At 69.0% G+C, this 13,205-nt stretch carries 16 protein-coding genes; 8 read left to right on the top strand and 8 right to left on the bottom strand.

The annotated features are described in order from the left end of the window. Nucleotides 1–72: 72 nt before the first annotated feature. The gene (locus OG300_RS34440; protein WP_405488281.1) at nt 73–678 is read right to left on the bottom strand and encodes a hypothetical protein; all 606 of its coding nucleotides are present in this window, start codon (nt 676–678) and stop codon (nt 73–75) included. 419 nt (nt 679–1,097) lie between these two features. On the opposite strand from OG300_RS34440, the gene carD reads away from it, so the two are divergent. From carD to OG300_RS34410, 6 genes are all read left to right on the top strand, one after another. Next, the gene (gene carD, locus OG300_RS34435) at nt 1,098–1,586 is read left to right on the top strand and encodes an RNA polymerase-binding transcription factor CarD (protein WP_067569016.1); all 489 of its coding nucleotides are present in this window, start codon (nt 1,098–1,100) and stop codon (nt 1,584–1,586) included. 2 nt (nt 1,587–1,588) lie between these two features. Further along, nucleotides 1,589–2,356 carry a 2-C-methyl-D-erythritol 4-phosphate cytidylyltransferase gene (gene ispD / locus OG300_RS34430; protein ID WP_405488279.1) on the top strand — a complete coding sequence of 256 codons (768 nt, stop codon included), beginning with the start codon at nt 1,589–1,591 and terminating at the stop codon, nt 2,354–2,356. 14 nt (nt 2,357–2,370) lie between these two features. Continuing rightward, a complete protein-coding gene (gene ispF / locus OG300_RS34425; protein WP_405498794.1) occupies nt 2,371–2,838 on the top strand; it encodes a 2-C-methyl-D-erythritol 2,4-cyclodiphosphate synthase in 468 nt (155 codons plus the stop codon). A 50-nt stretch (nt 2,839–2,888) separates the two neighbouring features. Then, on the top strand, nt 2,889–4,289 hold the full coding sequence (gene cysS, locus OG300_RS34420; protein ID WP_405488277.1) for a cysteine--tRNA ligase: 1,401 nt from the start codon (nt 2,889–2,891) through the stop codon (nt 4,287–4,289). 343 nt (nt 4,290–4,632) lie between these two features. After that, complete coding sequence (gene rlmB / locus OG300_RS34415; RefSeq protein WP_405488275.1) at nt 4,633–5,616, top strand: 23S rRNA (guanosine(2251)-2'-O)-methyltransferase RlmB; 984 nt, start codon at nt 4,633–4,635, stop codon at nt 5,614–5,616. Between the two features lie 118 nt (nt 5,617–5,734). Beyond that, nucleotides 5,735–6,019, top strand: a complete 285-nt coding sequence (locus tag OG300_RS34410; protein WP_405488273.1) for a DUF4190 domain-containing protein — start codon at nt 5,735–5,737, stop codon at nt 6,017–6,019. Between the two features lie 25 nt (nt 6,020–6,044). On the opposite strand, the gene OG300_RS34405 is transcribed toward OG300_RS34410, so the two are convergent. From OG300_RS34405 to OG300_RS34395, 3 genes are all read right to left on the bottom strand, one after another. After that, a complete protein-coding gene (locus tag OG300_RS34405) occupies nt 6,045–6,857 on the bottom strand; it encodes an enoyl-CoA hydratase/isomerase family protein (RefSeq protein ID WP_405488271.1) in 813 nt (270 codons plus the stop codon). Between the two features lie 61 nt (nt 6,858–6,918). Further along, the gene (locus OG300_RS34400) at nt 6,919–8,091 is read right to left on the bottom strand and encodes an acyl-CoA dehydrogenase family protein (protein ID WP_405488269.1); all 1,173 of its coding nucleotides are present in this window, start codon (nt 8,089–8,091) and stop codon (nt 6,919–6,921) included. 127 nt (nt 8,092–8,218) lie between these two features. After that, complete coding sequence (locus tag OG300_RS34395) at nt 8,219–8,959, bottom strand: alpha/beta fold hydrolase (protein WP_405488267.1); 741 nt, start codon at nt 8,957–8,959, stop codon at nt 8,219–8,221. A 43-nt stretch (nt 8,960–9,002) separates the two neighbouring features. Here OG300_RS34395 and OG300_RS34390 point away from each other — a divergent pair, with 43 nt between their 5' ends. Beyond that, nucleotides 9,003–9,314, top strand: coding sequence for an antibiotic biosynthesis monooxygenase family protein (locus tag OG300_RS34390; RefSeq protein WP_405488266.1), 312 nt, complete (start codon nt 9,003–9,005; stop codon nt 9,312–9,314). 3 nt (nt 9,315–9,317) lie between these two features. On the opposite strand, the gene OG300_RS34385 is transcribed toward OG300_RS34390, so the two are convergent. From OG300_RS34385 to OG300_RS34370, 4 genes are all read right to left on the bottom strand, one after another. After that, nucleotides 9,318–10,574: a heparan-alpha-glucosaminide N-acetyltransferase domain-containing protein gene (locus tag OG300_RS34385; protein ID WP_405488265.1), complete on the bottom strand. Its 1,257-nt coding sequence runs from the start codon at nt 10,572–10,574 to the stop codon at nt 9,318–9,320. Nucleotides 10,575–10,942: 368 nt separating this feature from the next. Further along, nucleotides 10,943–11,386 (bottom strand): OsmC family peroxiredoxin, encoded by a 444-nt coding sequence (locus OG300_RS34380; protein WP_405488264.1) that lies wholly within the window; start codon nt 11,384–11,386, stop codon nt 10,943–10,945. A 102-nt stretch (nt 11,387–11,488) separates the two neighbouring features. Then, entirely contained in the window at nt 11,489–11,809 is a 321-nt protein-coding gene (locus OG300_RS34375; protein ID WP_405488262.1) for a DMT family transporter, read from the bottom strand. A gap of 1 nt (nt 11,810) precedes the next feature. Next, entirely contained in the window at nt 11,811–12,473 is a 663-nt protein-coding gene (locus OG300_RS34370; RefSeq protein ID WP_405488260.1) for an FMN-dependent NADH-azoreductase, read from the bottom strand. 92 nt (nt 12,474–12,565) lie between these two features. Between OG300_RS34370 and OG300_RS34365 the strand changes: the two genes are divergently transcribed. Further along, entirely contained in the window at nt 12,566–13,162 is a 597-nt protein-coding gene (locus tag OG300_RS34365; RefSeq protein WP_405488258.1) for a TetR/AcrR family transcriptional regulator, read from the top strand. Nucleotides 13,163–13,205: the final 43 nt, after the last annotated feature.

The following is a 13,205-nucleotide window of genomic DNA, read 5'->3' as shown; positions in this document are numbered from 1 at the left end:
CCGCCCGCGAACGCGACAGCGCCCGCCCCGGAAATCCGGAACGGGCGCTGCGACAGGTGGTTCAGAGCCGGATCAGTGGCCCATGTCCATCTTGGCCGGTTCGGTGCGGACGCTGCCCGGGCCCGCGTCGACCGGGGTGTTGACGACGACGGTGCCGCCCTCCTTGAACACGAAGGTCAGCGGGTAGGTCAGGCCGGGGGTGACATCCTTGGTCAGCCCGTCGACCTCGATCAGCACCGGCTTGGCGTTCGGGTCACCGGTCTTGTCCGCGGCCGGTTCGGCGGCGTCCTTGGCGGTCGGCTTGTCGGCGACCACGGTGGTCTGCGGCGCGATCGAGAACTTGTCGGCGATCTTCACCTGACCCAGGTCGGTGGTGATGCTGACCAGCTCGTCGACCTTCTTGTCGCTCAGGTTGATCGCGCTGAACGCCAGCACGGCCTTGCCGCCCTTGGCGTTGTTGAACTCTTCGGTCGCCGGGATCAGGAAGCGCACATCGCGCAGGGCGATCGAGCCGACGTTGGCGGAATTGCCGTTGACGGCGGCGGCCTGGCTGGCGGTCTGAGAGATCTGACCGGCGCCGCAACCCGACAGCGCGAGCACCGCGCCCGCGGCGAGTGCGGCAACTGTCACGGCACGCCGCCGCGACTTCGACGCAGTGGTGGCTTTCAGGGCAGTCACGGGGTCCTCCATGTCGACCGGGCTCACTCCACTATGGAGAGTAGTAGTCAAAGAGCGTAATCCGTGTCTCCCCCCGCGCTACACGCGGGCGGTGTCGCACGCGCGTGGCGCGACCCCGGGCTGGCGCGGCCGACGCGACCCGCCGGAAGTGTCAGGGGACCTGACAGAGATTCCGAGACGAGTTCCCGAGTGATGCATTGATGTTTATGACAGCTCGCTCGGTCGCGTATGCGAAGAGCGCACTCGCATATGCACGGGAACTACGCGCAGCGCAATCCTCTTATGCCACAACACAATGCACACGATTCGCGTTCTGTCAACCCCCGCCGCCGCCTCGTTGTGGCCCTGACCTGCGCCGTTGATCGCGCCGTTACCGAGTCGCATGTTAAACTGTGAACATCGAAAGGGGCACGGGACACATGATTTTTAAGGTCGGAGACACCGTCGTTTACCCCCATCACGGAGCGGCGCTGATCGAAGCAATCGAAACCCGCACCATCAAGGGTGTACAAAAGGAGTATCTGGTCCTGAAGGTCGCCCAAGGCGACCTGACCGTTCGGGTTCCCGCAGAGAACGCAGAGTATGTCGGCGTCCGCGACGTCGTCGGCCAGGAAGGTCTCGACAAGGTCTTCCAGGTACTGCGGGCTCCGCACACCGAAGAGCCGACCAACTGGTCTCGCCGTTACAAGGCCAACCTCGAGAAGCTCGCCTCCGGCGATGTGAACAAGGTGGCCGAGGTCGTTCGTGACCTCTGGCGTCGGGAACAGGACCGCGGTCTGTCCGCCGGTGAGAAGCGGATGCTGGCCAAGGCCCGTCAGATCCTCGTCGGTGAGCTCGCGCTCGCCGAGGGAACCGACGATGTCAGGGCCGAGACCCTGCTCGACGAGGTTCTCGCCGCGGCTTCCTGACCGTGAAAACTACACCCGGCGACGGCACTCGTGTCGTCGCTCTGGTTCCTGCCGCCGGCATGGGCGTGCGTCTCGGTGAGAACAAGCCGAAGGCGTTCGTTCACGTCGGCGGCAGTCCCATGCTCACCTTGGCAGTACAGGGACTGATCGCTTCCGGGTCGGTCGACGAAGTTGTGGTTATGGTGCCCGCCGAACTCGTCGCCGAGACCCGCGACCTGCTGCCGGACTCCGCCGTACCCGTCCGGGTGGTCCCCGGCGGGGCCGAGCGCACCGATTCGGTGCGGGCCGGTCTCGCCGCCGCCCCCGAGGCCACGCTCGTGCTCGTGCACGATGCCGCCCGGGCACTCACCCCGCCCGCTCTCATCTCCCGGGTGGTCGCCGAGCTGCGCGCCGGCGCACCCGCCGTGGTGCCCGCACTGCCGGTGTCGGACACCATCAAGTCGGTGGACTCGGCCGGCGCGGTGACCGGCACCCCCGATCGATCCGCGTTGCGCGCCATCCAGACTCCGCAGGGCTTCGACGCCGAGCTGCTGCGCAATGCCTATGCCACCGGCACTCGGGCCACCGATGACGCCGGGCTGGTGGAGCTGCTGGGCGCGACCGTGCACACGGTGCCGGGCGACGCGCTGGCCTTCAAGATCACCACTCCGCTGGACCTGATTCTCGCCAATACGCTGGCGGCCGATGCGCATTCGCACGCCGTCCATCGTGATAGGGGCGACACTGCAAGCGGGCTTGACGCGACACGCGAGGCGGCGATCGCACCGTGATCGATCCGATGGCACTGCGCACGGGCATCGGCAGCGATGTCCATCCGATCGAACCGGGCCGCCCCTGCTGGATGGCGGGCCTGCTGTTCGAGGGCGACAGCGGCTGCGCGGGCCACTCCGACGGTGACGTGGCGGCGCACGCGCTGTGCGACGCGCTGCTGTCCGCGGCCGGGCTCGGCGATGTCGGCGCGGTCTTCGGCACCGGGCGTCCCGAATGGGAGGGCGTGTCCGGCGCGGCCATGCTGAAGGAAGTCCGGCGGCTGCTGGACGAGGCCGGATTCGCGATTGTCAATGCGGCTGTACAGGTAATCGGGAACCGCCCCAAGATCGGCCCGCGCCGGGCCGAGGCGCAGCAGGTGCTCGGCGAGATTCTGGGTGCGCCGGTGTCGGTGTCCGGCACCACGACCGACGGGCTCGGGCTCACCGGCCGCGGCGAGGGTGTGGCCTCGGTGGCCACCGCGCTGCTCTGTTGTCGGTCCTGACCCACCGCCGCCCGAAAACCGCTATATCCCAACAGCTAGGATCCCTTGTCGTGACTCTGCGCCTTTTCGACACCGAGACGCGGACCCAGCGTGAATTCACACCGCTGGTCCCCGGCAAAGCCTCGGTGTACCTGTGCGGCGCGACCGTTCAGGGCGAACCCCACATCGGCCATGTCCGCAGCGGCGTCGCATTCGACGTGCTGCGACGGTGGCTGTCCGCCAACGGTTTCGATGTCGCCTTCATTCGCAATGTCACCGATATCGACGACAAGATTCTGAACAAGGCCGCCGAGCACGGCCGCCCGTGGTGGGAATGGGCCGCCACCCACGAGCGCGCCTTCGATCGGGCCTACGAGACGCTCGGCGTGCTGCCGCCGTCGGCCGAGCCGCGCGCCACCGGGCACATCACCCAGATGGTGCAGATGATGCAGCGGCTCATCGAGCGCGGGCACGCCTATCCGTCGCAGGGCAATGTCTATTTCGATGTGCTGAGCTACCCGGCGTACGGGCAGTTGTCCGGCCACAAGCTCGATGACGTGCACCAGGGTGAGAGCGCCGGGCAGGGCAAGAAGGATCCGCGCGACTTCACGCTGTGGAAGGCCGCCAAGCCGGGTGAGCCGAGCTGGCCGTCGCCGTGGGGTCCCGGTCGCCCGGGCTGGCATCTGGAATGCTCCGCCATGGCCGAGTTCTATCTCGGTCCGGAATTCGATATCCATTGCGGCGGAATGGATCTGGTCTTCCCGCATCATGAGAACGAGATCGCGCAGTCGCGTGCGGCCGGGGACGGGTTCGCCCGCTACTGGCTGCACAACGGCTGGGTGACCATGGGCGGCGAGAAGATGTCCAAGTCGCTGGGCAATGTGCTCTCGATTCCCAATGTGCTGCAACGGGTCGGCGTGCGGCCGGTCGAGCTGCGCTACTACCTGGGCAGCGTGAGCTACCGGTCCATGCTGGAGTACTCCGATCAGGCGCTGACCGAGGCGGCCACCGCCTATCAGCGGCTGGAGGCGTTCGTGCTGCGCACGGTGGAGCGGACGGGTGAGGTGCCGGTCGGCGGCTGGACCCCCGGTTTCGCCGACGCGCTCGACGACGACCTCGGAGTTCCGAACGCGCTGGCCGAGATCCACGGTCTGGTGAGTGTCGGCAATTCCGCGCTGGACTCGGGTGACCTGACGGGTGCGCGGCTGCTCGCCGGTCAGGTTCGGGCCATGCTCGCCGTGCTCGGCGTGGATCCGCTCGACGATCACTGGATCGCGCCCGCCGACAGTTCCGCGGCCATCGCGGCCCTGGATGTGCTCATCGGCGCGGAGCTCGACCGTCGCCAGCAGGCCCGCGCGGACAAGGACTGGTCCACCGCGGACTCGGTCCGTGACCGGCTCAAGGCGGCGGGCGTGGAGGTCACCGACACGCCGCGCGGCGCGGAATGGGCACTGGCCAAAGACGAGAAGTAGCGCCGTCCACACCGGCGTGCGCACTGCGCGCCGGTGTGGCCCAGCGCACCGAATTCGAGGCTTCGGCCCAGCGTGGGGCACAATTCTCTGTGTCCCGGTGTCGACTGTGCGTTCGGACGGTCAGCGACCGGGGCGAGCAGAGTTCTCGGCGACACCGATTCGCGAAGAATTCCGACGCGGCCCTCGGTAGGTCGCAGCGCCGCCCCAGGCGCACTGTTCGACAAGGGGCGCAGCCGCACGCTGCGCCGACCGGAGGCAGGTTTCCCGCACTGATCGACCGTGAGCGGGTTCATCCCGCGACCGGATCGAGGCGGGTCACCCGCAGGCAACGGAAGGCGAAGTGATGGCAGGCAATTCACAGCGGCGCGGCGCGACCCGCAAGGACGGCAGCAAGAAGGGCCAGACCGTCGGGTCGGGCGGGCAGCGCCGGCGCGGCCTGGAAGGCAAGGGCGCGACGCCGCGCGCGGAGGAACGCACCTACCATCCGGCGGCCAAGCGGGCGAAGGCCGCGGCCAAGGCGGCCGCCGCCGGTGAGAAGGCGCGCAGCCGCAATGCCGGGCGTCCGATCGCCGGGCGCAAGGACAACGAGGGCCCGGAGCTGGTGCTGGGCCGCAACCCGGTGGTCGAGTGCCTGCGGGCCGGAGTGCCGGCGACCGCGCTGTACGTCGCGGTCGGCACCGAGAACGACGACCGGCTCACCGAGGCCGTGAAGATCGCCGCCGACACCGGGATCTCGATCCTGGAACTGCCGCGCACCGACCTGGACAAAATGAGCACCAACGGCATGCATCAGGGCCTGGCCCTGCAGGTGCCGCCCTACCGCTACGCGCACCCCGACGACCTGGTCGACCGGGTGCACAACTCGGCCGAACCGGCGCTGCTGGTGGCCCTGGACAACATCACCGATCCGCGCAACCTGGGTGCGGTCATCCGTTCCGTGGCGGCCTTCGGCGGGCAGGGCGTGGTGATCCCGCAGCGCCGCAGCGCCAGCGTGACCGCGGTGGCGTGGCGCACCAGTGCCGGTGCGGCAGCACGGCTTCCGGTGGCGCGGGCCACGAATCTGACTCGCACGCTGAAGGATTGGGCGAACAAGGGTTACCAGATCGTCGGCCTGGACGCGGGCGGCGACACCACCCTCGACGAATTCGACGGCAGCGCACCGACTGTCATCGTGGTGGGCTCGGAGGGCAAGGGCCTGTCGCGGCTGGTCCGCGAGACCTGCGACTCGATCCTGAGCATTCCGATGGCCGGACCGGTCGAATCGCTCAACGCGTCGGTCGCCGCGGGCGTGGTGCTGGCCGAGGTCTCGCGGCAGCGCCGCCACTGATCGAAATCTGAAACACGCACTGTCACGACAACTTCCGGCAGCGCCGATACCGCAGCGGCGCAACCGAAGACCGCGCGTCAGCCTGACGCCGCGGCGGTTGCGCCCGTAAACTCGAGCGGTGGTCTTTGATCAGCCGCCCATCGGGGCACCCGTCGAGCACGAGCACGCGACGGCGGTGCTGCTGCTCGGCGCACTCAGCCTGTTCTGTTGCGGCGCACTCGGGCCGGTGGCCTGGGCCATGGGCCGCCGGGCGCTGAACGAGATCGAGACCTCCGGCGGCGCCTACGGTGGCCGCATCCAGGTGGTGGTCGGCTACGTCATGGGTGTGGTCGGCACCATTCTGATGGTGGTGATGGCGATCGCGTTCGTGCTGATCGCCATCGGCGGCCACGGACACGCCTGAACGCCCGCATCCGGGCTCGGGCTGATCAGTCGAGGCCGGGCCGCGGTTCCGCACCGGTGACGGCGTCCCAGGCGGGCCATTCGCCGCTGACGCTGCCGGTCCAACGCGGCGGGCGGCGATCCTTCAACGCGGCCACACCCTCACCGCCGTCGGCGCTCGCCGCGACGTAGTCGTTGAGTTCGGTTTCCAACCGGCCCACGGTCTCCGGGGTCATGGTGGGGGCCTCCCACAGCAGCCGCTTGGACAGCGCCACCGGCAGCGGGGCCGCGCTGTTCGCGATGTCGTGGGCGACCTCGAGGGCGGTGGGCAGCACCTCGGCGGCATGCAGGCAGGCATTGGCCAGGCCGAGGGCCTTGGCCTCGTCACCGTCGAAGGTGCGGCCGGTGAGCAGCAGGTCGGCGGCGCGGGCGCTGCCGATCAGGCGCGGCAGCGTCCAGTGCGCGTAGCCGTCGGCCAGGGCGCCGCGACGCACCTGGTTGAGGGCGTAGACGGCGTCGCGGGCGACGTAGCGCAGATCGCACTGCAGCGCGATCTCCAGGCCGATGCCGACCGCGTGCCCGTTCACCGCGGCGATGACCGGCTTGCGAATCCGGAAGGGCGGCGGGTCGATCAGGCCGTTGACCTCGCCGACCTTCAGCGACAGGTCCGCGCCCGCGCAGAACGCGGGCGGGGTGCCGGTGATGACGACCGCCCCGATGGCGTCGTCGTTGTCGCAACGGCGCAGCGACGCACCGAGTTCCGACGCCATGGCGGGGGTGAGCGCATTCTGCTGTGCGGGCCGGTTGAGCGTCAGTACCGCGACGCCACCCGAAACGTCCACGTGCAATTCCGAACTCATGTGGCCGAATCCTAGTTCTTTCGGCGGCGGCGCGCCCGAAAGCCGCCGCCTCCGCTATCGGCTAGCCGCGCAGGATCTGCCGTCCGATGGCGTACTTGTGCACCTCGGTGGGCCCGTCGTAGAGGCGGAAGGCGCGCATGTCGCGGAAGATCATCTCGACCACGGTCTCGTCACTGATGCCGATGCCGCCGAGCACCTGCACGCAGCGGTCGGCGACCTTGAACAGTTCCTCGGAGACGTAGGACTTGGCGATCGAGGATTCGTGGCGTGCCTTGTGGCCCTGGTCCATCAGCCAGCAGGCGTGCCAGATGGTCAGGCGGCACTGGTGCAGCGCGATCTCGTTGTCCGCCAACATGAACGACACGCCCTGGTGCTCACCGATCGGCTTGCCGAAGGCGGTGCGGGTCTTGGCGTAGTCGACGGCGATGGCCTGCGCGCGTTCGGCCGCGCCGAGCCAGCGCATGCAGTGGGTGAGTCGGGCGGGGGCCAGCCGCAGCTGGGCGTAGCGCAGGGCCTGGCCGGTCTCGCCGAGCAGGGCTTCCTTGGGCAGCACCAGGTTGTCGAAGTTCACCACCGCGTGGCCGCCGACGTAGTTGCGGTCCATGGTGTTCATGATTCGCTCGATGACGATGCCCGGCTGGTCGCCCTCGGTGAGGAACAGGGTGGGGCCCTCGGGCAGGTGCGGGTTGGCGGCCAGGCGCGCCATGATGATCCAGGTCTTCGCGCCGTCCGCGCCGGTGATCAGCCATTTGCGGCCGTTGACGGTGAAGTTCTCGCCGTCGAAGGTGGCCTCGGTGGTGAGCTGGTTGGGGTCGGAGCCCGCGCCGCCGGGTTCGGTCATGGCGAAGACGCTGCGCTGGTGGCCGTCGATGACGGGCTGCAGGAAGCGTTGCGTCTGTTCGGGATTCGCGATCTTGGAGAGCAGGAACATATTGCCCTCGTCGGGGGCGGCGCAGTTCATGGCGACCGGGCCGAGGGTGGACCAGCCCGACGCCTCGTAGAGCACGGCCTGTTCGACGTGGGTGAGGCCGCGGCCGCCGAGTTCGACGGGGGCCTGGACGGTCAGCAGCTTCTCGGCGCGGGCCAGTTCGACCATTTCCTGGCGCAGTTCGTCGTTGGGGCCGTGCGCGGTCAGGCGGGGGTCGCGTTCGAAGGGCACGATCTTGTCGATGACGAACTGCCGGACGCGGTCGCGTTCGGCGGCGAGGTCGGCGGGAATCGAGAAGTCGATCATCTTTGGTCACCATCCGTCGGAGGTCTCGTTCGAGCCGAGCATACGATGCCCGGGACCGAAGACTGAAGGCACCCGCCTTCACAACCTCGGGAGCCGCCTGGCCATGGAGTGTTCTTGCAGCTCAGAGCTACAGAATTCGGCGCAGGAAGGCTTCCACCTCGGCGCGGTAGGCGGCGGGCTGATCGTCGTGGACCAGGTGACCGGCGTCGGGCACCACGACATGCCGGGCATCCGGGTGCGATTCGGCCATCTGCCGCATCTGACCGGGCGGGGTGATGGTGTGCTCGCCCTCGATGAGCAGGGCCGGGACGGTGATGGATTTCCACTGCGCCCAGAAGTCCCGGGTGCCCCACTCCTCGGAGATGGCCCGGAAGGTCGGGATCTCGCCGTGCAGGCGGAAGCCGTCCGGATCGTGCCGGAAGGAGTCCAGGAAGTAGCGTCCGGCGACCGGGCCGAAGAAGCCGAGCACCGCCGCCTCGTCCGGAAACGGTTGCGGCCAAGCCGAAATCACGGCCGCCCAGTTCTCGGCGGTGCGGCCCTGGAAGTCGGGGGCGATGTCCTCGACCACCAGCGCGCGCACCCGCTCCGGATGCGCGGCGGTGAACATCCAGCCGTGCAGTCCGCCCATGGAGTGCCCGATCACCACCAGCGGGCCGGGGATGTCGGCGGTCGCGGCGGCCAGATCGGCCACGAAGGCCTCGGTGGTGAGCTCGGCCGGGGCGGGACGCCCGTGCCCGGCCGCGTCGAAGGTGTACACCTGCCCGTATTCGCGCAACCACGGCGCATGCGAGCGCCAGGTCCGGGCACTGCCCATCAGTCCGTGCAGCAGCAGGATGGGCGCGCCGGCGCCGCCTTCGTCGTACAACATCGCCTCGAACGATACGTCGCGGGCGCGGAGTACATTCGCTGCCATGGCAGTCGTCAAGATCAACGCAATCGAGGTTCCCGAGGGCGCGGGCCCCGAACTGGAGTCGCGCTTCGCCCAGCGCGCGCACGCCGTCGAGAATTCGCCCGGGTTCCTGGGCTTCCAGCTGCTGCGGCCGACCGCCGGTGAGAACCGGTACTTCGTTGTCACGCAGTGGGATTCCGAGGCGTCCTTCGAGGCGTGGCGGGACGGTCCGGCGCGGGCCGCGCACTCGGGTGAGGCCCGCAAGCCGGTGTCCACCGGGGCATCGCTGCTGGAGTTCGAGGTCGTGCTGGACGTGGCGGCCAAGACCGCCTGAGCCTCACGGGCGCGCGGGCACCAGCACGTTCGTGATGCCCAGACTGATCCTGTGCAGCAGCCATTCCGCCGGGCCCCGGCGGAACACGCTGCGCCACAGGGTCGCCAGGGCCAGTGAGCCGAAGGCCAGCAGCGCCAGCAGTTCCCACGACGGGCCGTGGATGCCGGTGGGCAGCGAGGTCGCGTCGGCGTCCGGCAGCGGCACCAGCCAGTGCACGGCCAGCACCTGTGCGATGTAGAGGCTCAGCGCGCAGGAACCGGCGCAGATCAACGGGTACAGCGGAATCCGAGCGGCCGGGAGCAGCGCCAGCAGCACACCGATCAGCAGGAAGGCGACGCCGACCGCGCCGAAGATCTCGAACGGGGTGCCGCTGTGCGCGTTGTCGACGGTCAGCCACCACCAGGTCGTGGTGGATACGGTGCCCAGACCGGTCATATCGATGATCTGGCTCGGATCGAAATCGGTGACGCCCGCCGCCGCCATCCCCTGGGTGAGCTGATCGATCAGATGTGCGCGGCCGCCGAACGGGTGCTGTAGCAGCCACGACCCGCCGTAACCGATCAGCGCGAGCAGCGCTCCCACACCGAGCACCGGCAGCGGGCGCAGGGTACGAATCCCCCAGCGGCCCAGCGCCAGTCCGGCCAGCACGAACGGCATCCAGGTGAGCGCCGGATAGCCGCCGGTCAGCACCAGCATCTCGATGGCCTCGCGCGCTCCGTGCCACGAGGTGAACATCTCGAAGACGGGTGCGCCGCCGAAGGTGTTCTGCTGCATGCGATCCCGGATCAGGAACGAGGCGATCGGACCGGCGACCGCCCACACCGCGGCCAGCAGTGCCAGCGCGGGGGCGCGCAGCCGCAGCAGCGGCAGGGCCAGCAGGAAGTAGAGACCGTAGTAGGTCAGGATGATCATGATCCCGATCCCGGAATTCAGCTGTGTCAGCGCCAATCCCAGCACCGCGATGAGCACCGCGCGGGTCGCGATGCGAATCGTGCTGCGCCGCGCCGCGATTCCGGTATGCGGTACGGCCCCGCCGGACATCAGTGCCAGCGATACGCCCGCCAGCACCGCGAACAGGGCCGCCGAACGCCCCTCGAAGATCCGCAGCCATCCGGAGCCGTCCACGCCGTCGTGCGGCCCGACGTGCACCGCGAACATGCCCAGCACGGCGATGCCGCGCGCGACATCGAGTGCGAGCACCCGCGCCAGCCCGGATTCGGGCCGCGTCTCCCCTGATACCGCGATCGTCGACGAAGCCATATCCACCTCCAGATGATCAACCCGACAGCAATCGACAGGCTAACTCGATGAGGCGGCGATATACCCAGCAGAATCAGAGCCTGAGGGAAATATCAGCCAAAATAGCGACTATGCAGCAATTCAAGTAGGTCGCAGGTAGCACTCAGCCCGGACGATCGGCTGCCACGCATCGGGGTCCGGGAGCGACGGCCGACCGGAGCGAGTGACGAGCTCCGGCGGCAATGGCGCGGCTCGGGCCCCGGCCCGGCGACCTTCGCGCTCGAATTCGCCAGCCAGCAGACCCATTTCAAGTTCCCGCGGCCACGGGGGCAGGACCTCCCGGCGCGGGCGCTGCTGGGCAGTGCCCGCGCCGGAAGAGTTCGGAGCGCCTACGCCTCGAAGGTGGCGTCCAGCTCGATGTCGTCGACGCCGGCCAGGGCCTTGGAGACCGGGCAGCCCGCCTTGGCGCCGGCGGCGGCCGCGAGGAATCCGGCCTCGTCGATGCCGGAGGCGCGGCCGACCACGGTCAGCTTGATCTTGGAGATGCGGAAGCCGCCCGCCGGGTCCGGGCCCAGGGTGACGTCGGCGGTGACGTCCAGGCTCTGCACGGCGCCGCCCGCATTGCCGATCTGGCCGGAGAGGGCCATGGCGTAGCAGGAGGAGTGCGCGGCCGCGATGAGTTCCTCGGGGCTGGTGGTGCCGTCGGCATTGTCGGCGGCCCGCTTCGGGAACGAGACGTCGTACTTGCCGACGCCGGAGCTGGCCAGCTCGACCTGGCCGGAGCCGTCCTGCAGACCCCCGGACCAAGCAGTGCGCGCGGTACGTGTTGGCATCACTATCCTTTCGCGATGGTGCGGTACGGCGTCGAACCTACTCCGCTCGCCGGATCTTCTCGGCAGTTGTGAGCGTCCGGTGGATGAACGACCGCTGAGCCCTCAGTCGGGATTGGTGACCCGGGCGAGCACGATGCCGCCGATGATCATGGACAGCGCCAGCACCCGGCCCGCGCTCAGCGGATCCCGCTGCACCACGATGCCCAGCGTGATCGCGCCCACCGCGCCGATCCCGGTGAAGACGGCGTACGCGGTGCCCACCGGCAGTGTCTGCATGGCATACGACAGCAGGTACACCGCGACCGCGGCGAGCACGAAGCAGATCAGGGTGGGCAGCGGTTGGGTGAAGTTGCGCGTCGGCTTGATCGACTGCGACCAGGCGATCTCCACGACACCGGCCAAACCCAGTACGAGCCAGTTCATTTCAGTACTCCTCGCCGAGGCGGCGGACGGCCGCGAGGGCGGCCGCGTAGGACGCGTCGTGCTGGTCGCGCAGGTGGGCGAGCGCGGGATCGTTGCGCGAGTTGACGAGTTCGGCGTTGACGAAAGTCGTGTCCTCGACGGCGAAGTGGCCCGCGAAGAAGTCGCGCAGGTAGCGCTCCTGATAGTCGTAGCCCGCTTTCGGGGCGCCCGGCGAGTACGCGCCGCCACGGGCGGTGACGACCACGAAACGACTGGGCGCCAGGGACATTCGCGGGAAGGTGATCTGGTCCAGCCAGGCCTTGAGGCTCGCGGGGATCGAGTAGTTGTACATCGGGGTGCCGATCAGGACGACGTCGGCGGCCCGCACCTCGGCGAGCAGGGGTTCGACGATCGCCCAGGCCGCCCGCGTCGCAGGGGTGTCGGCCAGGTCGGCCAGCCGGTCGAGGTCGGTGCCGCCGTGGGCGAGGACGCGGTCGCAGAGCTCGGTCCAGCCCTCGCCGATGAAGGGGATCGGGTCGGCGGCGAGGTCACGGTGGCGGTAGCCGCCCGCGGGGTGCCGGGCGCGCCAGGCGGCGGCGAAGGCGGCGCTCAGTTCGCGGCTGATGGCGGTGCGGCGGGCGCTGGCGTCGAGGTGCAGCAGGGTGGCCATGATCGAATCTCCCATTCAAAGTGGACAGTGTGTCCATTTTCATTTTCGACCCTAGACCGCAAACGGACAAGTTGTCCACTTATTCTTCGACGGCTACAGTGAGCTGCATGAACACTCCCGAACTGCCCCTGATCGGCGATGCCGCCCCGGCCGTTCCGGAACGCGCGGACGCGGCCCGCAATCGCGCCAAGGTGCTCACAGCGGCCGCCGGACTGTTCGCTGCACGCGATCCGCGCACGGTCACGATGGATGACGTCGCCAAGGCCGCCGGGGTCGGGCGCGGCACCCTCTACCGCCGATATCCGGACGTGGCGTCGATCGCCGTCGCCCTGCTCGACGAGCACGAACGGGCACTGCAGGAGCAGCTGCTGCGCGGTGCGCCACCGCTCGGACCCGGTGCGCCGCCCGGGGACCGGCTGGCCGCCTTCTACGCGGCCATGATCGAACTCCTGGACACCCACGCCAACCTGGTGCTCGGCGCGGAGACCGGGGGTGCGCGATTCCGGACGGGGGCCTATCGGTTCTGGGTCGTGCACGTGCGCACGCTGCTCACCGAAGCCGGTGTCGCGGAGGCGGATTCACTGGTCGATGCGCTGCTGGCACCGCTGGCGGCGGAGGTGTTCCAGCAGCAGCGCTCCCGGGGACTGGACTGTGCGCAGATCACCGCGGGGCTGTCGAGAGTGGCGCACGGCGTTCTGGGCTGAAACGCGACGAACGGCCGCGCACCGAGGTACGCGGCCGTGATCG

Source organism: Nocardia sp. NBC_00511 (genome assembly GCF_045161165.1).
Lineage (GTDB): Bacteria > Actinomycetota > Actinomycetes > Mycobacteriales > Mycobacteriaceae > Nocardia.
Note: the sequence above shows the minus strand (reverse complement) of the source record. Positions and strands in the feature narration are given on the sequence as shown.